The following is an 18,916-nucleotide window of genomic DNA, read 5'->3' as shown; positions in this document are numbered from 1 at the left end:
GCTAGCGGCTAGCGGGTAGCTACTAGCGGCGTTTGCGGCGAGCGGCCTTGCGTTTTTCGGCCTTCGCCCGCTCGACCTTTTCGCGCGCGGCGGCGAGCTGAGCGCCCCGGGAGTTGGGGTTGAGCTTGGGTTTTTTGGCGGCTTTGGGCTGGGGTGAACGCGATGCTTTGGCGGGTGCCGGATCCTGCTCTACGCTCGCGGCGGGGCGTGAACTGCGGGCGGTGCGACCGCGCATCACGCCGATGAGCTGCTGCACGTCGAGGGCGTCACGATCTATATCCCAGGTCGCCCAGATCGTGCTGCCCGCGAGCGCGGGTTCGCCTGTGACGCGGAGGATGGCGTGTTTGCGCTTGTCTGAAATGTGGCGCGCGAGCGGTTGCGGCAGCAGCATGGAGCCGCTTCCGGCGGCGACGAGCTCAAGCGCGGCCAGGGCGTTACGGGGCATCCAGGCGGGATCCTGCCAGGCCACTGCCGCGGGCCACTCGGCAGAGTGATCGGGGTGATCCAGCAGCGGCACGAGGGAGAGGTCGGCGGCCGATACCGTTTCTTCTTTGGCGAGCTCGTGGTCGATGGGCACCACAAGCGCGATGGCTTCCGTGTAGAGCTTCAGTGCGTGCCGGCCGTCTACGGGCCGTTCGCCCGGAGCCGCTCGCTCGATCACTACGTCGCAGCCTTCGGGGCGCTTTGGTCCGCCGAATGTCAGATTCAGCGGCACCAGCTCGAGCGCAATATCGGGCTGCACCTTTTGCCAGCGGTCGGCCCACTTGCTGGGCGCGATGCCGCGAGCAAAGCCCAGACGGAGGGTAGGTGCTGTGGGCTCCGTTGGCTCGGATCCTGAACCCTCTGCTGTCGTCTCTGTCACAGTGCGACCTCCGCATAGATTTCGTGGGTATAGGGCAGCCGTGCCGAAGAGAGCGCGATCTTGTACCCACCGGGTTTCAGCTCACCGCGCAGGGGCGTGCCCTCTTCAATGTAGTGGGGCAGCGCGAGTACCTCGTGACCCTGCGGCGGCTGACCGCTCGCGGGTACAACTCGCCACCACGGGCTCGCGTGCCCGTACAGTGCCATGACGCGGCCAACCGCGCGTGGGGCCTCAGAGCCGATAGCGACGCCGACGTCACCGTAGGTCATCACGCGGCCCGCGGGTATGCGCGCGACCGTCGCGAGGACCGCGTCGACGAACTCAGGGCTAGGCACGCAATAAGCCTACGGCCCCGAACCCGTCAGAAACTGCTAAACGAGCGCGGAAACCCCGAGGAGTTTGCCGATCGCATAGGTCACGCCGACGGCCAAACCACCGAATAGTAGCTGGCGGGCCGCCCCGGCCAGCCAGTTGCGGCGGGTGAAGCGCGCCGCGATCCCGCCCGCGAGCAGCAGGCCAACGCCACCGAGAGCGAGCCCCCATCCGAGGGTGCCAAAACCAAAGAGAAACGGCAGGATCGGAATCAGCGCACCGATACCAAACGCGAAGAGCGAGGAGAAAGCGGCCACCCAGGGGGAGGGCTTTTCTTCCGGGCTCATGCCGAGCTCGTGAGAGATGTGGACGCGGATCGCCTGCTCCGCATCGCCGTGAACCTGCTCGGCGGCGGTCCGCGCGATGTCTGTTTCCATGCCGAGGCGCTCGAAGAGCTGCGCGAGTTCTGCCCGCTCACCCTCGGGGTTGCGATCGTGTGCCTCGCGCTCGACGCGAACTTCGGCGTCGACCTGCTCGTTGGCGGTGCGCACTGAAGCGTATTCACCCAGCGACATTGAGATGGAGCCCGCGATCAGCCCGGAGACGCCGGTGATAGCGACGATTCCCGGCGCGGCGCCTGCTGCGGCAATACCGGCGATCAATCCGAGGTTTGATACCAGGCCGTCCATGGCGCCGAATACGGCAGCGCGCAGCCATCCCGAAGTGATGTCTGCGTGGCGGTGGTCGTACTCGTGAGGGTTAGCGATGTTGATCTCGCTCATCGTGGCTCCTGCGGGTTGTCTGCGTGCGGGCAAACCGCAACGTTAGCAAGGATTCGGCGAGAGGGAATAGCCCGAGTTTGTGCTTGGAGCAGCGATGAAATGAGTTCGTTGGGGCGAACTTATCGGGCTCACATCGCCAGGACCTCTCCATTCCAGCGGGATCGCAGCCACCTATCGTGTGTCGCAATAATGAGTGCACCCTCGAAGCTCTGGAGCGCTTCTTCAAGCTCTTCAACCAGCGTGAGCGAGAGGTGGTTTGTTGGTTCGTCGAGCAGCAGCACGGGTGGTGGATCAGCAACCAGTATCGCGAGGGCCAACCGTCTGCGCTGGCCAACACTCAGGGCCGCGACCGCGCGATCGCTGTCCCGCGGCGCAAGAAGGCCTGTCTCTGCGAGAGGGTAGGCTTCGGCAACCGATAGCCCCACTGCCCGCCGGTAGGTTTCATTTGCGGTTCGCATCGGATCCTCGAATGACACCTCCTGCGGGAGGTACCCGACCCGGCAGTGTCGCTCCACTTCGCCTTCGCCCGGCTCAAGTTCGCCGGCCAGGATCGCAAGCAGTGTCGATTTACCGGAACCGTTTGGGCCCGTCAGCATGATCCTGCCCCCTGTCTGGAGTTCGAGGCTCGTGGGTGCGAGGCGAGCTTCTAGTGCGACTCTGTTGGCCTGCAAGAGCGGGGTAGCGTCGGAGGTAGGTTCGGTGCCGCCGGAAGAGAACCCCCTGAACTCGAGCGGCTCGGGCGGTCGGCGCACACGATCCCTTTCGAGCACCTCGAGTCGCACGCGGGCATTGCGGGCCCGACGCGCCGTAACCCTGGCATCTTTGTCGGCGTAAAACTTGCGGGTGATTCGTGATTCAGACTTCGACTCGTGTTTGCGGTTAACCTCTCGTGATCCGACCTCAATCTCGTGCACGAGTGACTCGTGCTCCGCGGTCTCGGCGTCGAACTGTGCGCGCCAGAGATCAAGCTCCACTCGGCGGGCCTCACGAGCGGCCGAGTAGCCCATGCCCCACGCGCGCAGACCCAGCGCGGATCCCGGGTCGTCGCTTCGAATCGCCGTGACCTGGGGAACTGGCGTGACGGGATCGAGATCGAGGATCCTCGTTGTGACGGCGTCGAGCAGCGCGCGATCGTGACTCGCGACAATCACGATGCCAGGCCACTGTCGCAGCACACGCTCAAGATAGGCAGCCGAAGCGTCGTCGAGGTGATTTGACGGTTCATCGAGCAGCAGAGTGTGCGGAGCCTCGAGCAGCAGCGCCGCTAGGGCGAGCCTGAGGCGCTGACCACCCGAGAGGTGCCCGATCTGTGTCGATGTCGGGATTCCTCCCAGGCCGAGACCCGTGAGCATTTCGCCGCGGCGGGCCTCGACCGACCACGCCTGTTCGTGCTCGGCACGCTCCAACGCTGCGGCGTAGGATTCTGCGAGCTGCGGGTTATCCGGTTGCTCAGCAAAGTCAGCGCCAAGCCGTTCTATCTGCTCGAGGGTGTCAAGCGCGGACCGCTGGGCGTCGTCGAGCACCTCCGACACCGGCACGCTGTCGGAATAGGGGAGTTGCTGTGCGAGCATACCGACGCTGCCGGGGTGCCGGATCACGCCCGTGTGCGGGGCTTCCGATCCTGCCAGCAAACGAAGCAGCGTTGACTTGCCGGTGCCGTTCTCTCCGATAAGGCCGATGCGGTCGCCCGTTTTTGCTGCAAACGAGATGTCACTGAGCACGCGTCGGTCGCCGTACGATTGCGAGATGCCGTCAACGAGCAGGTGGTTTTGGGCGCCTGAGGCCGTCGAATCCGCGCTGCGGGCGACTCTGTTCGCGGCCGTGAGTGCGGGGGAATTTGACGTTGGGTTGATGGTTTGTGGTGCGGGCACGGTGCGCCGCCTCTCTGAACGAAGGGAGGGCTCCGCCGGGCATGCCGTTTCGAGGTGCGGGTGGCGTGCGGTTCTTTCAGAACGGCAAGGCCACGAAGTGAGCACACAGGATCGGCGCCGCGGGCGCGGAGCATCGACTGCGTTAGATCTTCACGATATCGAGTGTAGGTGGGGAGGCGGTTTTGCGCAACGAGTTGTGTGCGCCCGGCATCCGTTGAGCTTGCGCTTCAGCGTCGAGATTGCGCTTCAGCGTTGAGCCTGCGCTTCAGTGTCGAGCTTGCGCTTCAGCGTCGAGCCTGCGCTTCAGCGTCGAGCCTGCAGTTAGGGACTGCAGGCCCGGCAGTGTGGTGCAGGCTCGGCAGTGTGGTGCAGGCTCGGCAGTGTGGTGCAGGCTCGGCAGCGAGGTGCAGGCTCGGCAGTGAGGTGCAAGCTCCGCGGGCGTTACCTCAGCGGAGTCCAGCCCACGGGGCGCGGACCGGTTATTGCGGCGCGGGCGCGATCCTCGGCTTCTGACCAGCCCTGGCCCCCGGGCCCTGCCGCGCCGCGCACCACACGAAAGCCGACGTCCTCAAGCTTGGCGACCGGGGAATCGCCCCTGCGGACGCCGACCCGGCAACTCCACTCGGGATCAGCCCAGCCACCACCCTTGAACACGCGGTAATCGCTGTAGCGTGCCGGGTCCAGGCGATCCCAGCACCACTCCCAGGCGTTGCCGAGGGTGTCGTAGAGGCCGAAGTCGTTCGGGCGTTTAAGCCCGACCGGTTGTGACGCATCAATGGGGTCTGCGTCTGTCCAGGCGATCTGCGACAGCTCGCCGTAGCGAGGGCCAGTGCTACCCGCTCGACTTGCGTACTCCCACTCGGCCTCCGTTGGCAGGCGGAAGCCGTCTGAGTTGAGATCCCACACCACCTCGCCATTGTGAATCTCGTATGCGGGTGTGATCCCGGCGGTCTCTGACGCTGTGTTGCACCACTGTGCGGCGTCGATCCAGCGCACTCCCGTTGCGGGCAAAGTGGGGTTCTGTGCGGTTGTCGCGTCGTAGGTTGTGGCGGTGACCGGGTATGCACCGATGCGAAACTCGCGTAGCTCGACGGTGCGTGAATCCCCGCGTCGCGCGTCATTCAGTTGAACCGACCCCGCGGGAACTTCAACCAGTTGCTGCATACAGGGATCCTACGGCGGTACGCTGTCATTTATGCGGGCGAAGCCCGCCTGAAGTAAGGAGTGGTCGTGTCAATTGAAGCAACCGGACGTGTGGTGAAGACCGCGCGAGGCGTCGATCTGGTGCTGGTGCGATCCCTCGCCCTGCCCATTGAAGATGCGTGGAGCTACCTGACCGTTTCTGAGCGCACGGCCGAGTGGTTTGGTGCGTGGGACGGTGACGGTCGCGCGGGCGGAAGTGTGCGGATCCGCATGGCGTTTGAAGAAGACGGCCCACCGGTGCGCGCAAACGTGATCGCGTGTGAGGCCCCACATCGCCTGGAACTTCACACCACGACCAACGATGACGGCTGGGAGCTTGAATTGTTTCTCGAGGAGGACGGCGAAGACGATTCGCTGCTGCGCTTTGTGCACCACCTCGACTCCGGCGCTGCGGTCGGCGACATCGGCCCCGGCTGGGAGTACTACCTCGACCTGCTCGTCGCGGCGACCGAGGGCACGGAACAACCGAACTTCGATCAGTACTACCCCGCAATGAGCGAGGCGTTTCTGTCGCAGCTCGGCTGAGGCGCCAACGAATCGGTCAACGGTATCGGTTAGTGAGGGCGGTGCCGATCCTCGCCAGGTGATCTCGCACTGATTGTGGGGCGGCGATCTCGAGCCACTCGACGAGCCCGGCGAGATGGCCGGCGATCCCGTATTCGCTGGGTCCACGGATTACGACGGCGACGCGACCGTCGGTCGCGGCTGCTCCAATTTCCAGGTTGTCACCAACGGCGGTTTGTAGGTAGCCGAGTCCTTCGGGTGCACACATCGCATGGACCTCGACGGGTGTGCGCCTGCGGTCTGCCTCAGTTGCGATCTCGTGCCAGCTTTCAGCGAGGTCGAAGTTCTCGGGTCGCTGAACAGATTCATCGGTGACCGCGACCGACGAGACTCGGTCGATCCTGAATGTTCGCCGCCCCGCGTCGGTGTGAGCGACGATGTACCATGACGGGCCCTTGGCGACGATCCCTAACGGATGGACGATTCTCTCGGTTTCATTCCCCGCGTTGTCGACATAGCCGAGCCGGGCTTGAACGCCCTGAATGACGGCGTTCTGCAGTGTGTCAAGGAAGCGGGGCGGTTGATTCGTAGCACCGCTCGAACCCCAACTCTGCGAGTCCACGATCAGTGAAGATGCCGCGGCCTCTGCTTGTTCGCGGAACGGCTCTGGCAGGGCGCGGACGAGCTTGCGCAAGGCGGCCTTCACCTCTGGTGTCGCTGCGGCTGCGGGGCCCGCGACGAGAAACAGCGCTCGGGCTTCGCTTGCAGTAAGGCCGGAGAGATCGGTACGTCCACCGCCAAGGAGTCGCCACCCGCCTGCGCGCCCCTGGACCGAGTACACGGGAATACCGGCCATGCCGAGGGCATCGAGGTCACGGCGCGCGGTGCGCTCGGATATCTCCAGTTCTTTGGCAACTTCTGGGGCTGTCACCTGCCCGCGCCGCTGCAGCATGAGAAGGATGGCCACCAAACGATCGGATCTCATAAATCAATAATTTCAGATAAACCGGTCGCGGGGTGACCGGTTTGTCTATTTACCTTTGAACCATGAACAAATCAATTCAAGAAAACTCCTTCCCTGAGCCCGCCATTGTCGCCGTCAACGGCGTCGAACTAGAAGTCTTCGAAGCCGGGAAACAGAATGCCGGAAACCCGATTGTGCTCTGCCACGGCTGGCCCGATCTTGCCTACACCTGGCGCTATCAGGTGCCAGCGCTTGTAGCGGCCGGTTACCACGTGATTGCTCCTAATCAGCGCGGCTTCGGTAATTCTGCCCGGCCAACCGAGGTCATCGAGTATGACATTGAGCACTTGACCGGCGACCTTGCGGCCCTCCTTGATTATTTCGGCTATGACGACGCGACCTTCATCGGCCACGACTGGGGTGCGTTTGTGGTCTGGAGTTTCGCTCTGCTGCACCCGCACCGAGTAAACAGGGTGATCGCCTTGAGTCTGCCGTACCTGGCGCGAGGCGAGATGCCCTGGCTGGACTTTATGGAAGCCGTGCTTGGCAGCGAGTACTACTTTGTTCACTTCAACAAGCAGCCAGGGGTAGCCGACGCAGTGTTCGATGCGGATCCCGCTCGCTTCATCAACAACCTTTATCGCAAGAACGAGCCGCTGCTGCCGCCGAAGCCGGGCATGGCAATGATCGAGATTGCTCGTTCGGAGTCACCCCTCGGTGAGCCCCTGCTCAGCGAAAGTGAACTGGCCGTCTACGCCTCTGCGTTCGAGAAATCAGGATTCACCGGTGGCATCAATTGGTACCGGAATCTCAACCGCAACTGGCACCTGCTGGCTGAGGCTGACCCGATCATTCACAAGCCTGCTTTGATGATTTATGGCGAGAGGGATGCCGTCGCGCGCTCCGAGAACCTGTCGGACTTCGTGCCGAACGTCGAAGAGATCAGTCTCGATAGTGGCCACTGGGTGCAGCAGGAGCGGCACGCGGAAACGAATGAGGCCATCCTCGGGTGGCTTGCGCGGCACGGAGTCTCCGCGGACTGAAGCAAGCGTTCAATCCGGTGTAGCCATATTGCTAGTTGGCAGTCGCTCAACTAGCAATATGGCTACACCGGATTGGGGAAGGGGCGGGCGGGCCGGGGCCGCGGTCGGGGTGGGCCGGGGCGGGGGCCGCGGTCGGGAGGGCTCCCCCCCCTAGGGGATCACGACCGCGCGGCCGCGGACGTCGCCGTGGTGCAGGCGGGCGTAGGCCTCAGGAGCCTCCTCGATGGGGTAGCGCTCGACGTGCACGTTGACGGCCTCAACGCGGGCGAGATCCAGCACCTCCATGAGTTCTGAGCGGCTGCCCCAGTAGGGTGCCCGCACTGACGCGCCAAACGGCGTGGAGAAGAAGCCGGTCGGCAGAAGCCCGCCGCCGATCCCGACAATGTGGATGTTGCCGTTGACCGCGACCACCTCGCGGGCGATGTCGATGGTGGGCTGCACGCCAGCAAAGTCAAACACCGCGTCGGCACCGCGGCCGCCGGTGAGTTCGCGAATCTGCGCTGCGGCCTCGGGACCCGAGATGACGGTGTGATGCGCGCCGACCTCTTTTGCCAGGGCGAGCTTCTCGTCGCTCGTGTCGACCGCGATCACGGTTGCTCCCGAGATCGCGCGGATGATCTGCACGCCCACGTGACCGAGGCCGCCAACGCCCAGCACAACGGCGGTTGATCCAGCGCGGAGGTGATCCTGAGCCGCCATGATCGCGTGGTACGGGGTGAGTCCCGCGTCGGTGAGCGAAACAACCTCGACTGGATCGAGATCACCGAGCGGCACGAGGTGGCGCTTGTCGTCAACGATCACGTACTCGGCCATCGCTCCAGGTGCGCCAAGTCCGGGTGGCTGGATGCCGAGCTCGGCCGCGCGCGTGCAGTAGTTCTCCTGGCCCTGTGCGCAGGCGTGGCAGAGCCCACAGCCCCACGGGCCGTAAATTGCGTAGGACTCACCGACTGAGACTCCGGTAACCCCCTCGCCGAGCTTGTCGACGACACCCGCACCCTCGTGGCCGAGTGTGAGCGGCAGGCCGTAGGTGTAAGCCTCGGCGGGCAGGTCCATGACGAACCAGTCTGAGTGGCAGAGACCAGCGGCGGTGACGCGCAGCCGGATCTGACCCGGCCCTGGTTCTGGGGTTGGGATCTCAACAACCTCGGGTCCCTTGCCAATTTCGCGATACTGAACGGCTTTCATAGTGTTCCCTTCATCGGTAACGCGCCCGGTTGGGGTGCACCTTCAGTCTTACACCCTTCTCGGTGAAGGCCCCTGGGCAGTTCGCAGATTGCGACTCTCGTTCCCACCTTCACAGCGTTCGCGGGTCACTTTTGTGCGTTAAGCCTTGCCTTAGAGCATAAAAGTGACCCGCGAATTGAGTGGCGGAGAGCAAATAGGGTGGACAGCATGAGTCAGAGTGTCACCATTGCCCAGTTTTGGAGGCGGTGCCGTGAAGAAACGGCCGGTCTACCTGAGGAGACTCCGCTGGCCTGGGCATTTGGGGCGACCCCGGCGCATGCTGATGAGCTGCTCGGGCTTGTGCTTGAGGGCGTCAAAACGGGAACCGCCTCGTCTCTCTGGGACTATGAGGAAAGCGGCGATCCTCTGCCCCATGTAGGGGAGCTCAGTATCATTCTCGACAGCGCGGGCGAGCCGCGTGCTCTTATCGAGACAACCTCGATTCGTGAGGTGCCGTTTGACGAGGTCGATGCTGAGCATGCCTTTTCGGAGGGCGAGGGGGACCGCACGCTCGCCGATTGGCGGCAGGGGCACGAGAGGTATTGGCGAAATTACTCGGAGAATCCGCGCGGATTTGAACCAGACATGCCCGTGATCTGCGAGCGGTTTCGGGTCGTGTACCAGTCGAGCTAGGGATTAGGGTGCGGTGAGTGTTTTCCGCATCTTCACGCTGGTTGTTTCATAACCGAGGGATTCGTAGAGACCACGCGCGGCGTGATTGAAACCGAACACGTTCAATCCCAGTGTGGTTGCGCCGTGGGAGACCGCGTACTCCTCTGCCAGCTGCATGCCGACCCGGCCGAAACCCCGCCCCCGATACGAGGGCTCGACAAAGATGTCCCACACCCACCAAGAGGTTGGATCGTCGGATTGGTCACGACCGACCCAGAGGTAGCCCACGACGCTGCCTTCGTTGTCGATGAGGTGAAATACTGCTTTCGTGGGATGGGGAGAGCCCTCGGGAAACGCTCCCTGGATGCTCTGCGCGGCACGGGCGAGGGACTCCGCCGGGGAGAGTCCGGTCGCCACCAGGTCGGATTGATACTCCGTCTGGCTCTTCGTGAGCCAGCCCGGAAACTCTTCGCTGGTGAGGGGGGTGAGGTGAAGGGGCATGCCCCCATCATGTCAGTGCGTGCCCGGGGAGGTTTCCACGCGTGGGCACTGCATGTGCGAAGATTTGCCCGGGCTGGCGGGGGTGATCCTGTGATCTTGCAGCGGTTGTTTGCAGGCCGGGCAGTTTGGATCCGCCGGTGCCGCATAGGCCGGCTCGTCTCGATCGCCGAGCTGCGCTGGACCCTGAAACTGATAGAGGAATCGCTGAGTCGCGGCGTAGAACCCCGGAACCCCATCATGGGGACTCTTGTGCCAAAGCTGTCGTTTCTTATCTCGTTTGCCCACAAACGAAATCATAACACGTTCGTTAGTGCACTAACGGCAGTAGTATTGAAAGCGTGGAAATGCTTCCGGATGATGCCCTCGAGCTGGATCGACAGGTGTGTTTTGCGCTCGCCGTCGCCAGCCGCGGGGTTGTCGGCATCTACCGGCCGATTCTCGAGCCGCTGGGGCTTACCCACCCGCAGTACCTTGTGATGCTCGGCCTCTGGGGCGATGCACCGCTGCGCTTCCGTGAAATTGCAGACATGCTTCGGCTCGATCCGGCGACACTCTCGCCGATTATCAAGCGGCTCGAGCGATTGGGATTCATTGAGCGCACCCCGGTCGACGGCGACGAGCGTACGTTTTATCTGACGCCAACCGAGTCGGGTCAGGCTCTGCGAAAGAAGGCGCTTGAGGTTCCGCCGGCTGTTGTTGAGCGGCTCGGTATGCCGGTTGAGCGGCTGCTCGCGCTTCGTGACGAGCTCACGGCCATCATTGAGGCGGTGGATCGCGGCGCTTGACGCGGTGTTGCTGAGGCCTGGCCTATTCTACTGGCCCGATAGCCCCTCGATCGTGTACTCGCGTGCGATCCCGCTCGTCTCTCGCCCCCATCTGCTCGCGGTCACGCGTTCTTGGTGGAGCTGAAAAGCCAGTTCGTTTTCGAAGCGCTCGTTCACCGACCACACCAGGGGGTTTTCTGTCGGAGCGACCTCAAAGGAGAGACAGCCCGGTTCTGCGCGAGTTAGTGCGATGTGCTGCGGCAGCAGGTTCGCCACGAGTTCGGCCTGCTCCGTGGTCGCGCAGATGAGCTGGCCGGTGAGTTGCACGTCGTTCATTGGCCCAGTTTAGGTTGTTGCCCAATCGGGTGCCGCAAATTTACTTAACCCTGTACTTGAACCCGACGTGAGAGTCGACGAATCCAAGCCTCAGGTAAAACCGATGGGCGTCCTTTCGCGAGCTGTCAGAAGTGAGCTGGATCATTGCAGCGTTTACGGCCGGGGCCGCAACGTCCATAACCCACTGCATCATCGCGCCGCCGATGCCGGACGACTGAAACTGTGACGCGACGTGCACACTTTCAACCAAGAGTCGCGTGCCGCCTCTGCGTGATAGGCCGGGGATGGTTGTGAGCTGCAGGCAGCTGACAACCGCGCCTTCCGAATGCTCGGCGACCACAAGTTCGTTCTGCGGACTCTTGGAGATCTCGTCGAGCGCCCGCACGTAGAGGGCGTTGTCGGCAGGATCGAAGCGGTCACCACGACCCTGGCTGATCGGATCATCGTAGAGAAATCCGAGCACGGTCTCGAGATCGTCTTCCTGAGCACGTCGCAGGGTAACCGCGCCTGCTCGGGTATCAAGCACGGTCGGCAGCGACAGATCCTGAATCATGGTTCGATTATGGCAAACGAGTCAGGGGCTTCTACCGAAGCAAAAGCCTGTACGCCTGCATTGGATACCCGGCGAGCGAGTGAGGGGTGGGCTCCCCGAACGGCACGAATCCCGTTCGTGTATACAACTCGATGGCGCGCGTGTTGTTGGTTCGTACCTCCAACATCATTGATTCGAAGCCGCCGAGGCGCGTGTGCTCAATCGCGTCCGCGAGAAGTGCTCGCCCTAGTCCACGTTTGGGTGTTGCAGGATCAACCGCCAGGTAGTGCAGCAGTGCTTCCGTTGGGTCGGGGCGGCCCGCCTCAACCAGCGCGAAGGCTCGGTGGGGCGGATCCACAACGGCGAATCTGACGATCAGAAGCTCGAACGATGAGCGCACTCGCTCAGCCATTGCGTCTGCGTCAACCGCGCCGTCTCGCGCGAGTAGGGCGCTCACCCAAATCTCGGCGCACGCTTCAACGTCGCCGGGAATGGTGCCCGTGCGAATTACCGAAGCGTCTAATGTTCCCGTCTCCATGATTAACGATCGTAGAGGTTTGCTGCTCCGGTCTGCTTGGGTTCAAAGGTGTGCATTGATCCATTGATCCATTGGTCCATTGGGGGCTGCACAGACCGGCGCATCGAGAAAGTGCCCATGATGCCGTGAGCCATCCCTCGCGGCAAACCTCGCTGTTCGAATGTTGGTAGCGTTGAAAAATGAGTGAGAATCGCACCGCAAAGCTCGCCCGAGTCGTGCCAGAGATCGGCATTGCGATTCTTGCTGGTGGGCTCAGCTGGCTTCTCACTCCGCCAAGTGGCCTCGTGATGCACTGGAGTGTGGAGGGCAAATCGGGCTGGGTGATGACCGCCTCTACTAATGCCGTAGTCGCTGCCGCGGTGGTTTTTGTGTTGGGTTACGTGATCACCACGTTCGCCTCTTTCAAGATAGGCATGCGTTACCCGCTGCCTGGACCCGCAGCAGCCGCGACACTCTGGGTGGCTTTTACAGGTCTGCAGAGATCTGGTGTCGAGATGGCTTCATTTCCAATTGCGGTAGCCGCGGCAGCCGTGGTCTACTTCCTCGTATTTTGGTTCAGCATGCGTCGCTCCGTGCCGACCGAGGGTTCACTCGGCACGGAGCCATAGCCATCTGAAAGCCGTGGCCGTTTATCGTCCAGCGTGCTGAACTCGAAGCAGCCGTGTGTGGTTGAGATAGTCGGGATAGCGCGCTAAACCACGTCCCCCTGCACAGGCCCCTCCGTATTCGGCTTCCACCCGAGCGCGGGCGCAACGTGCTCCGCGAAGGCCTGCAGCACGTGCAGGTTGTACTCCGCCCCGAGCTGGTTCGGGATCGTCAGCATGAGCGTGTCGGCAGCCATCACGGCCTCGTCAGCGAGCAACTGCTCGACCAGGCGATCTGGAGCATCCGCGTACGTCTTGCCAAATGTCGAGCGGAACCCATCGATGACGCCGATTTGATCCTGATTCCCGCCTGACCGCACCCCGAAGTACATCTCGTCTTCGGCGCTCACAATGGGGAACACGCTGCGACTCACCGATACTCGCGGTGACCCCTTGTGCCCCGCGGTACGGTACGCCTCGCGGAAGCGGTCGATCTGCTCGCGCTGCAGTACGTCGAATGGGCGCCCATCGGCCTCGGTGAGCAGGGTTGAACTCATGAGATTGAGACCCTGCTTGCCGACCCACTCGGCGGTGTCGCGGGATCCTGCACCCCACCAAATGTGGTCGCGCAGCGTGGGGGACTGGGGTTCGATCGCGAGGCGCCCGGGCGGGGCCATCTGCGTGTCACTCTCGACGAGCTTCTCGCCCTCGATCGCCCGGATGAACAGTTCAAACTTGTCGCGAGCGAGGTCGGCACCGCGAGGATCCTCGGATCCCGTGTACCCAAAAGCCTCGTAGCCGCGCAGGGCGGTCTCGGGTGATCCTCGGCTCACGCCGAGCGCGAGTCGCCCATCTGAAATGAGGTCGAGCGCGGCAGCCTCTTCTGCGAAGTACAGCGGGTTTTCGTAGCGCATGTCAACAACGCCGGTGCCAACCTCGATGCGCTTCGTGCGGGCTGCCATCGCGGTCAGTAGCGGGATCGGCGAGGCTGCCTGGCGCGCGAAGTGATGCACGCGCACGTAGGCGCCGTTGACGCCGATCTCGTCGGCACCCTCCGCGAGCTCGATGGTCTGCTTCAGCATGTCGCCAGCAGTGCGCACGCGCGAGCCGGGTACGGGGCCGTAGTGGCCGAAGGATAGGAATCCGAATGCTCTCATGTCGGGTGTAACTGGGGTGCTGGGAAGTATATTCCCGCGAATATAGTTTTGGGTGGGGGTGGGTCTAGGGGCCTCCCGGGCAAGCCATTGGAGTGAACGCTTCTCAACATTATGGATGCTCATTATGTTGAGAAGCGTTCACCGCAAGTGGTGAGGCGAGCGCTGACAGAGGGTGGTTCAGGATCCGCGCCGCCTTTGTCAGAGGGCGGGGCTAGGCTTGTCAGCATGACTGTTGTGATTGATCCCTCGTTTGATCCTGTCCCCTCACTCGGCCGCAGTGCCGAGGTGCGCATTGCGTCCGCCACGGACGTTGAGGTCGCCCCGGTACGCGCCATTTTTGTGGCTAAAGAGGGCGAGTTGCCCGAGGTTGGTTTGAGCCGCGAGGCGCTTGCCGCCGCGGGGTTCACCTCGGGTAAAAACCAGACGCTCGTTTTGCCGGGCGAGCAGCTGCGAGTGCTCGTTGGTGTTGGCGAGGGAATCACGACTGCCGCCGCTCTGCGGGACGCGGTTGCCGCGTTCACGCGGGCCGCGAACGAGTCGGGCGCGCTGGCCGTTGACCTCACCGGTGTCGTAGGCGCAGACCTCAGCGCGCTCGACGCCGCGATTGCTACCACCGAGGGTGCTCTACTCGCGCGCTACCGCTTTGATGCGCTGAAGAGCGACCCGAAGACCGTTGCGCTCGAGAGCTTGCTGATCGGTGTCGCGACCAGTGACGAGGCGGCCGCGAAGCAGGGTGTGGAGCGTGCGCAGATTCTCGCTCGCACGGCGGGCATCGCTCGGGATCTTGCGAACACCCCACCGCGTCACCTGAGCGCTGAGAAGTTCGCCGATGTGATCGAGCGAGTGGCCCCCGATTTTGGCCTAAAGGTCGAGGTCTTCGACCGCGCTGCGCTCATGGAGCTCGGCTGTGGTGGTCTGCTCGGCGTGAACGCCGGCAGCATCGAAGAGCCGCGCATGATCAAGCTGTCGTACCAGCCCGCCGACGCCGAGGGTCACCTTGCGCTTATCGGCAAGGGCATCATGTACGACTCGGGCGGAATCAGCCTGAAGCCTTCGAACGCGATGCACGCGGCCATGAAGTTCGACATGATGGGTGCCGCCGCGGTGTTCTCGTCGATGACCGCGCTGCGTGAGCTCGGTGTCAAGACCGCCGTGACCGGCTGGCTCATGTGCACCGACAACATGCCTTCGGGTAGCGCCACGAAGCTGGGCGATGTGCTCACCATTCGCGGTGGCAAGACCGTCGAGGTGAAGAATACGGACGCCGAGGGCCGCCTGGTTATGGCAGACGGCCTTGTGCTCGCGACAGAAGAGCAGCAGCGCCCCGACGCGATCGTCGACATTGCCACGCTCACCGGTGCCGCCATGATGGCGCTCGGCACGCGCACCGCAGCGATGCTGGCCAACAACGACTCGATTGCTGCGCAGCTCGAGGCCGCGGCCAACACGACGGACGAAAACATTTGGCGTTTCCCGCTCGACCACCGCTACCGGGATCAGCTGAAGTCAAACACGGCAGACCTGTCGAACATCGGTGGCCAGTACGCGGGCGTGATTCTTGCCGGGCTCTTCCTCAACGAGTTCGTTGATGGCCTGCCCTGGGGTCACCTCGACATCGCCGGCACCATGCAGGCGGAGAGCGACGACCTGTGGCGCTCTGTCGGCTCCACCGGATTCGGCGCGCGTTTGCTCGTCGAGTTCGCAGCAGCGTTCGAGGCACCGGCCGGAGCATGAGTGACATGGAGCAGCTGCTGCGCAATCGGGATAACTACATAAGTGAGTTTGCTGGGTTCGTGGCTGCTGCTCCGAGCTCGTACCACGCGGCCGCGGCGCTCGCTGGAGTGCTCGTGGGGAGCGGGTTCACGCAGCTCGACGAGACGGAGGCCTGGCCCGCGGTAACCGCGGGGTCAAGCGGGGTCGTCGTGCGTGATGGTGCCGTGATCGCGTGGCGTGTTGGCGAAGACGTGACGCCAACGAGTCCCGTGCGGGTTTTTGGCACGCACACGGACTCACCAGGGTTTGTGCTGAAGCCTCAGCCCGACTTTGTTGCCGATGGTTGGGCGCAAGCTGGGGTCGAGGTGTACGGCGGGCCGCTGATCAACTCGTGGCTGGATCGAGACCTCGGCATGGCCGGGCGTATCGTGACCCGTGACGGTGCGGAACACCTGGTCTCAACGGGGGCGGTCGCCCGCATCCCACAGCTTGCGATCCACCTCGACCGCGAGGCTAACTCCGGCCTGACGCTCGACCGACAGCGCCACGTGCAGCCTGTGCTCGGTATCGCGGGGGAAGGCACCTCGGTGCTCGGTGCGCTCTGTGCCGCCGCGAAGCGGGCACGCCCCGCGATCCTGCCTGAAGATATTGCGGCTCTAGACGTGCGTCTGTTTGACACTCAGGCCCCCACTCGTATTGGGGTTCACGGGGAGCTGTTCGCTTCGTCGCGTCTCGATAACCTCAGTTCGACATTTGCGGGGCTTGTTGCACTGCTGGGAGAGAAGCCGGCTCCCGGCACGATCTCGGTGCTTGCGGCTTTTGACCACGAGGAGCTCGGTTCAGAGACGCGTTCCGGGGCTTGCGGGCCGTTTCTTGAGGATGTGCTGGCGAGGATCCGAGACGGTTTGGGCGCCTCGGCGGAGGACGCGGCTAGGGCGCTTGCCGGATCCTGGTGTGTCTCCGCAGACGCGGGGCACTCGGTGCACCCTAACTACGCGGAGAAGCACGACCCTCGTGTGAGGCCGCTTGCGGGGCGTGGACCGATGCTAAAGGTGAACGCCAACCAGCGCTACGCAAGCGACGCGCACGGTGCGGCGCTGTGGCAGCGCGTATGTGATGAGGCGGGAGTCGAGACGCAGGAATTTGTGTCGAACAACACCGTGCCCTGCGGATCCACGATCGGGCCATTGACCGCGACCCGGCTCGGAATTCGAACGGTTGATGTTGGTGTGCCGCTGCTCTCGATGCACTCGGCCCGGGAACTCGCGCACGTGGACGATCTGCACGGCCTCGCGAAGGCCGCCGCGGCGTTTTTTGCGGGGGCCTGAGATGTGGTCACTTTGCTACAAGAATTATGTGCGTTATTATCACTCCCCGCCAACCGTTCGCTAGGATTGAGCCATGAGCGAGATGCAGCATCCGGGGAATGGTACTGTCGCCCTCTCAACAGAACACCTGGTGCCAGGTATCCAGCAGGTCGGAAGCCGTGACATTGAGGTTACTTTCCTAGGAAAGAACGCTGGGGGGCAGCCGACATGGCTGCTTTGGGATGCCTCGCAACCGCATCTCATCGCACTGTTGAGCCAGGGGCGCATGGGGTACCACCTCGAGCAACGCACGAGCTACGGTGTGATGATTCAGGAGAACATCTCGCTGAGTCGCGTGCAGCGCGCTCTCGGGGGCTGACGCGGTTGTTGGCGCGTGCGACACGCCAGGGATCTCGCTTTCACCGCGGCGATTTGCGCACCGACACCAATTCAGCATAAGCTTTCATCTCGGTAGCAAGTGAGAAATCACTTCGGCCCCATCGTTTAGCGGCCTAGGACACCGCCCTTTCACGGCGGCAGCACGGGTTCGAATCCCGTTGGGGTCACTGGTACCAAATATAATTGAATACAAGTTTGGCCCTGTAGCGCAGTTGGTTAGCGCGCCGCCCTGTCACGGCGGAGGTCGCGGGTTCAAGTCCCGTCAGGGTCGCCAAGGCGAAGAGCCCTTCTCCGGAAGGGTTTCTTTGTCTCAGGCGGTCGCCATTGGTGAGTGCCTGGCTCTGTAGCTCAGTTGGTAGAGCGTTCGACTGAAAATCGAAAGGTCACCGGATCGATGCCGGTCGGAGCCACGAAGGAACATTACACCTTCACCGAACCCCCATGAGGCTTCTACTCGTGGGGGTTCTTTTGTTTTTCCGAGTAGCACTTTGCGAATTGCTCATCTGCATCTCAAATGCGGGATCGATTTCTTGCAGTAGGTCAACCCTGCACACCCTAATCGGCCACCGGGCTGCTGCAGCGCCTCCGCCGCACTCCTGGGACATCAACATGCTGAAGGCGACGCGGGGTACACTGAGTGCTCCCAACGCAATTTACTCAAGGGCAGGCAGCAAGCTCTGCTACGCCGGGAAAATCACTTCCTACAGGCTAAAGAATGGGAAAGTTGTGGCCCAAAAGACCTGGAATCACGCGGTAGTTGTGTCTAAGAACACCAAGCGCGTGATCACCTCGTACCCAGGCAAATGTTGAGCGAGAGGGCTATGAACATGGTGGATGCGGGATCGTCGACTCCGATGCCCATAAGAATGGCGAATGACTACTGCGCGCGCGTCCCCTTATGGTCGGATGACGGCATGCTTGAGCGCACCGAGATAATCCCTGACTCAATCCAGAAGCAACTTCGGGCATGGGCAGATGTCTTCGATGAAAACTATGACGAAGAGGATGGCTGGCCAAACCTCCAGATTTGTCACAATCAGTATGTTGAGGGGCTTCGTATCTACGCTGAACTTCGGCAGCATCTCGGGGCACAAGCCACTGTCTCGTATGAATTTTGGGAAACCAACGTTCAAGGGCAAGAACGTAGCTTGGAAGAGATTGCTGGCTCAAAAGCGATTTGAGTCTGTGCCCAAAAGCGCTTCTCCTGCCCACTTGTGTAGCCATTGACGGTGGCCCCTCGTACACGGGCGCTGCACCAACGGCCCTGGCCGCCGTGCAGTTCTGGTAAAAAACAGATTCAGTGGCGGGCGTATCAGCAGGCATTTCCGTGGGAGTTGGGAAAGCGATAAGACTCGCGCTGCATCTCTCGAAGCATCGTCAGCGTCTCCTCGTCACTCAGACCCGAGACGGTTTCCCACTCAACGCCGGCACCGAGTAGGTCGCTCACAAAAACGATCTCGGTCGCCAAGACTAGGCGGCGGAAATCGAGATCTTCAATGCATTTCTGGCTCGAGACGAGGTCAACTAGGCGATCCTGATCCTCGTAAAACTCGCGAGAACTGGAGTATCCGATCACTCGAGCCACGTCATCGGTGCAGCGGGCAGGGCCGCCCCACTGAATGACTCCCTGACGAAGCAACGCTCGATGTCGACTATTCAGATTCAACAGGGCATCTTTCGTTAGAACCAAAGCATGAAAGTGGACGCC

General features: G+C 62.5%; 22 protein-coding genes and 3 tRNA genes. 12 read left to right on the top strand and 13 right to left on the bottom strand.

What is annotated here, in order from left to right; all coding sequences use genetic code 11:
* Window positions 1–22: 22 nt before the first annotated feature.
* The 5 genes from G7068_RS06455 to G7068_RS06435 form a co-directional block, all read right to left on the bottom strand.
* Window positions 23–862: a LysR substrate-binding domain-containing protein gene (locus tag G7068_RS06455; RefSeq protein ID WP_166290382.1), complete on the bottom strand. Its 840-nt coding sequence runs from the start codon at window positions 860–862 to the stop codon at window positions 23–25.
* Window positions 859–1,197 carry an MGMT family protein gene (locus tag G7068_RS06450; protein ID WP_166290379.1) on the bottom strand — a complete coding sequence of 113 codons (339 nt, stop codon included), beginning with the start codon at window positions 1,195–1,197 and terminating at the stop codon, window positions 859–861. The genes G7068_RS06455 and G7068_RS06450 overlap by 4 nt, the downstream gene beginning before the upstream one ends.
* 36 nt (window positions 1,198–1,233) lie before the next feature.
* Entirely contained in the window at window positions 1,234–1,956 is a 723-nt protein-coding gene (locus G7068_RS06445; protein WP_166290377.1) for a VIT1/CCC1 transporter family protein, read from the bottom strand.
* A gap of 128 nt (window positions 1,957–2,084) precedes the next feature.
* A complete protein-coding gene (locus G7068_RS06440; protein ID WP_205881364.1) occupies window positions 2,085–3,827 on the bottom strand; it encodes an ABC-F family ATP-binding cassette domain-containing protein in 1,743 nt (580 codons plus the stop codon).
* Window positions 3,828–4,268: 441 nt separating this feature from the next.
* Entirely contained in the window at window positions 4,269–4,991 is a 723-nt protein-coding gene (locus tag G7068_RS06435) for a formylglycine-generating enzyme family protein (protein ID WP_166290375.1), read from the bottom strand.
* Between the two features lie 66 nt (window positions 4,992–5,057).
* Between G7068_RS06435 and G7068_RS06430 the strand changes: the two genes are divergently transcribed.
* Window positions 5,058–5,555: an SRPBCC family protein gene (locus G7068_RS06430; protein ID WP_166290373.1), complete on the top strand. Its 498-nt coding sequence runs from the start codon at window positions 5,058–5,060 to the stop codon at window positions 5,553–5,555.
* Window positions 5,556–5,571: 16 nt separating this feature from the next.
* Here G7068_RS06430 and G7068_RS06425 read toward each other — a convergent pair whose 3' ends face one another.
* Window positions 5,572–6,501: a helix-turn-helix transcriptional regulator gene (locus G7068_RS06425; RefSeq protein ID WP_244304739.1), complete on the bottom strand. Its 930-nt coding sequence runs from the start codon at window positions 6,499–6,501 to the stop codon at window positions 5,572–5,574.
* A gap of 80 nt (window positions 6,502–6,581) precedes the next feature.
* On the opposite strand from G7068_RS06425, the gene G7068_RS06420 reads away from it, so the two are divergent.
* A complete protein-coding gene (locus G7068_RS06420; protein ID WP_166290369.1) occupies window positions 6,582–7,541 on the top strand; it encodes an alpha/beta fold hydrolase in 960 nt (319 codons plus the stop codon).
* Window positions 7,542–7,691: 150 nt separating this feature from the next.
* Here G7068_RS06420 and G7068_RS06415 read toward each other — a convergent pair whose 3' ends face one another.
* Window positions 7,692–8,726, bottom strand: coding sequence for an NAD(P)-dependent alcohol dehydrogenase (locus G7068_RS06415; protein WP_166290367.1), 1,035 nt, complete (start codon window positions 8,724–8,726; stop codon window positions 7,692–7,694).
* Between the two features lie 207 nt (window positions 8,727–8,933).
* On the opposite strand from G7068_RS06415, the gene G7068_RS06410 reads away from it, so the two are divergent.
* On the top strand, window positions 8,934–9,398 hold the full coding sequence (locus G7068_RS06410) for an ASCH domain-containing protein (protein WP_166290365.1): 465 nt from the start codon (window positions 8,934–8,936) through the stop codon (window positions 9,396–9,398).
* Window positions 9,399–9,401: 3 nt separating this feature from the next.
* Here G7068_RS06410 and G7068_RS06405 read toward each other — a convergent pair whose 3' ends face one another.
* Window positions 9,402–9,878, bottom strand: a complete 477-nt coding sequence (locus tag G7068_RS06405) for a GNAT family N-acetyltransferase (RefSeq protein ID WP_166290363.1) — start codon at window positions 9,876–9,878, stop codon at window positions 9,402–9,404.
* A 344-nt stretch (window positions 9,879–10,222) separates the two neighbouring features.
* Between G7068_RS06405 and G7068_RS06400 the strand changes: the two genes are divergently transcribed.
* Entirely contained in the window at window positions 10,223–10,663 is a 441-nt protein-coding gene (locus G7068_RS06400; protein WP_166293037.1) for a MarR family winged helix-turn-helix transcriptional regulator, read from the top strand.
* A 27-nt stretch (window positions 10,664–10,690) separates the two neighbouring features.
* On the opposite strand, the gene G7068_RS06395 is transcribed toward G7068_RS06400, so the two are convergent.
* The 3 genes from G7068_RS06395 to G7068_RS06385 are packed head-to-tail and all read right to left on the bottom strand — an operon-like array spanning window position 10,691 to window position 12,048.
* A complete protein-coding gene (locus G7068_RS06395) occupies window positions 10,691–10,978 on the bottom strand; it encodes a putative quinol monooxygenase (RefSeq protein WP_166290361.1) in 288 nt (95 codons plus the stop codon).
* Window positions 10,979–11,018: 40 nt separating this feature from the next.
* Window positions 11,019–11,531 carry a GNAT family N-acetyltransferase gene (locus G7068_RS06390; protein WP_166290359.1) on the bottom strand — a complete coding sequence of 171 codons (513 nt, stop codon included), beginning with the start codon at window positions 11,529–11,531 and terminating at the stop codon, window positions 11,019–11,021.
* Window positions 11,532–11,562: 31 nt separating this feature from the next.
* Window positions 11,563–12,048 carry a GNAT family N-acetyltransferase gene (locus G7068_RS06385; protein ID WP_166290357.1) on the bottom strand — a complete coding sequence of 162 codons (486 nt, stop codon included), beginning with the start codon at window positions 12,046–12,048 and terminating at the stop codon, window positions 11,563–11,565.
* A gap of 179 nt (window positions 12,049–12,227) precedes the next feature.
* Here G7068_RS06385 and G7068_RS06380 point away from each other — a divergent pair, with 179 nt between their 5' ends.
* Window positions 12,228–12,656, top strand: a complete 429-nt coding sequence (locus tag G7068_RS06380) for a hypothetical protein (RefSeq protein WP_166290355.1) — start codon at window positions 12,228–12,230, stop codon at window positions 12,654–12,656.
* Between the two features lie 83 nt (window positions 12,657–12,739).
* On the opposite strand, the gene G7068_RS06375 is transcribed toward G7068_RS06380, so the two are convergent.
* On the bottom strand, window positions 12,740–13,789 hold the full coding sequence (locus G7068_RS06375; RefSeq protein WP_166290353.1) for an LLM class flavin-dependent oxidoreductase: 1,050 nt from the start codon (window positions 13,787–13,789) through the stop codon (window positions 12,740–12,742).
* Between the two features lie 225 nt (window positions 13,790–14,014).
* Between G7068_RS06375 and G7068_RS06370 the strand changes: the two genes are divergently transcribed.
* From G7068_RS06370 to G7068_RS06340, 7 genes are all read left to right on the top strand, one after another.
* The gene (locus tag G7068_RS06370; protein ID WP_166290351.1) at window positions 14,015–15,523 is read left to right on the top strand and encodes a leucyl aminopeptidase; all 1,509 of its coding nucleotides are present in this window, start codon (window positions 14,015–14,017) and stop codon (window positions 15,521–15,523) included.
* A 5-nt stretch (window positions 15,524–15,528) separates the two neighbouring features.
* Window positions 15,529–16,830 (top strand): M18 family aminopeptidase, encoded by a 1,302-nt coding sequence (locus G7068_RS06365; protein WP_166293036.1) that lies wholly within the window; start codon window positions 15,529–15,531, stop codon window positions 16,828–16,830.
* Window positions 16,831–16,903: 73 nt separating this feature from the next.
* Window positions 16,904–17,188: a hypothetical protein gene (locus tag G7068_RS06360; protein ID WP_166290349.1), complete on the top strand. Its 285-nt coding sequence runs from the start codon at window positions 16,904–16,906 to the stop codon at window positions 17,186–17,188.
* Between the two features lie 114 nt (window positions 17,189–17,302).
* Window positions 17,303–17,375 (top strand) — tRNA-Glu (locus G7068_RS06355).
* A 30-nt stretch (window positions 17,376–17,405) separates the two neighbouring features.
* A tRNA-Asp gene (locus G7068_RS06350) sits at window positions 17,406–17,482 on the top strand.
* 63 nt (window positions 17,483–17,545) lie between these two features.
* Window positions 17,546–17,618, top strand: a tRNA-Phe gene (locus tag G7068_RS06345).
* Between the two features lie 504 nt (window positions 17,619–18,122).
* Window positions 18,123–18,389: a hypothetical protein gene (locus G7068_RS06340; protein ID WP_166290347.1), complete on the top strand. Its 267-nt coding sequence runs from the start codon at window positions 18,123–18,125 to the stop codon at window positions 18,387–18,389.
* Window positions 18,390–18,520: 131 nt separating this feature from the next.
* Here G7068_RS06340 and G7068_RS06335 read toward each other — a convergent pair whose 3' ends face one another.
* On the bottom strand, window positions 18,521–18,847 hold the full coding sequence (locus G7068_RS06335; protein WP_166290345.1) for a hypothetical protein: 327 nt from the start codon (window positions 18,845–18,847) through the stop codon (window positions 18,521–18,523).
* Window positions 18,848–18,916: the final 69 nt, after the last annotated feature.

Source organism: Leucobacter viscericola (assembly GCF_011299575.1).
GTDB lineage: Bacteria > Actinomycetota > Actinomycetes > Actinomycetales > Microbacteriaceae > Leucobacter > Leucobacter viscericola.
The sequence above is the reverse complement of the archived record's forward strand: the minus strand, read 5'-3'. Positions and strand labels throughout refer to the sequence as shown.

Bases quoted from the DNA above. Each gene is read 5' to 3' on its own strand.
- G7068_RS06445 (WP_166290377.1), bottom strand. From the start codon at position 1,956: ATGAGCGAGATCAACATCGCTAACCCTCACGAGTACGACCACCGCCAC.
- G7068_RS06435 (WP_166290375.1), bottom strand. From the start codon at position 4,991: ATGCAGCAACTGGTTGAAGTTCCCGCGGGGTCGGTTCAACTGAATGAC.
- G7068_RS06420 (WP_166290369.1), top strand. From the start codon at position 6,582: ATGAACAAATCAATTCAAGAAAACTCCTTCCCTGAGCCCGCCATTGTC.
- G7068_RS06415 (WP_166290367.1), bottom strand. From the start codon at position 8,726: ATGAAAGCCGTTCAGTATCGCGAAATTGGCAAGGGACCCGAGGTTGTT.
- G7068_RS06410 (WP_166290365.1), top strand. From the start codon at position 8,934: ATGAGTCAGAGTGTCACCATTGCCCAGTTTTGGAGGCGGTGCCGTGAA.
- G7068_RS06405 (WP_166290363.1), bottom strand. From the start codon at position 9,878: ATGCCCCTTCACCTCACCCCCCTCACCAGCGAAGAGTTTCCGGGCTGG.
- G7068_RS06400 (WP_166293037.1), top strand. From the start codon at position 10,223: ATGCTTCCGGATGATGCCCTCGAGCTGGATCGACAGGTGTGTTTTGCG.
- G7068_RS06395 (WP_166290361.1), bottom strand. From the start codon at position 10,978: ATGAACGACGTGCAACTCACCGGCCAGCTCATCTGCGCGACCACGGAG.
- G7068_RS06390 (WP_166290359.1), bottom strand. From the start codon at position 11,531: ATGATTCAGGATCTGTCGCTGCCGACCGTGCTTGATACCCGAGCAGGC.
- G7068_RS06385 (WP_166290357.1), bottom strand. From the start codon at position 12,048: ATGGAGACGGGAACATTAGACGCTTCGGTAATTCGCACGGGCACCATT.
- G7068_RS06380 (WP_166290355.1), top strand. From the start codon at position 12,228: ATGAGTGAGAATCGCACCGCAAAGCTCGCCCGAGTCGTGCCAGAGATC.
- G7068_RS06375 (WP_166290353.1), bottom strand. From the start codon at position 13,789: ATGAGAGCATTCGGATTCCTATCCTTCGGCCACTACGGCCCCGTACCC.
- G7068_RS06370 (WP_166290351.1), top strand. From the start codon at position 14,015: ATGACTGTTGTGATTGATCCCTCGTTTGATCCTGTCCCCTCACTCGGC.
- G7068_RS06365 (WP_166293036.1), top strand. From the start codon at position 15,529: ATGGAGCAGCTGCTGCGCAATCGGGATAACTACATAAGTGAGTTTGCT.
- G7068_RS06360 (WP_166290349.1), top strand. From the start codon at position 16,904: ATGAGCGAGATGCAGCATCCGGGGAATGGTACTGTCGCCCTCTCAACA.
- G7068_RS06340 (WP_166290347.1), top strand. From the start codon at position 18,123: ATGCTTGAGCGCACCGAGATAATCCCTGACTCAATCCAGAAGCAACTT.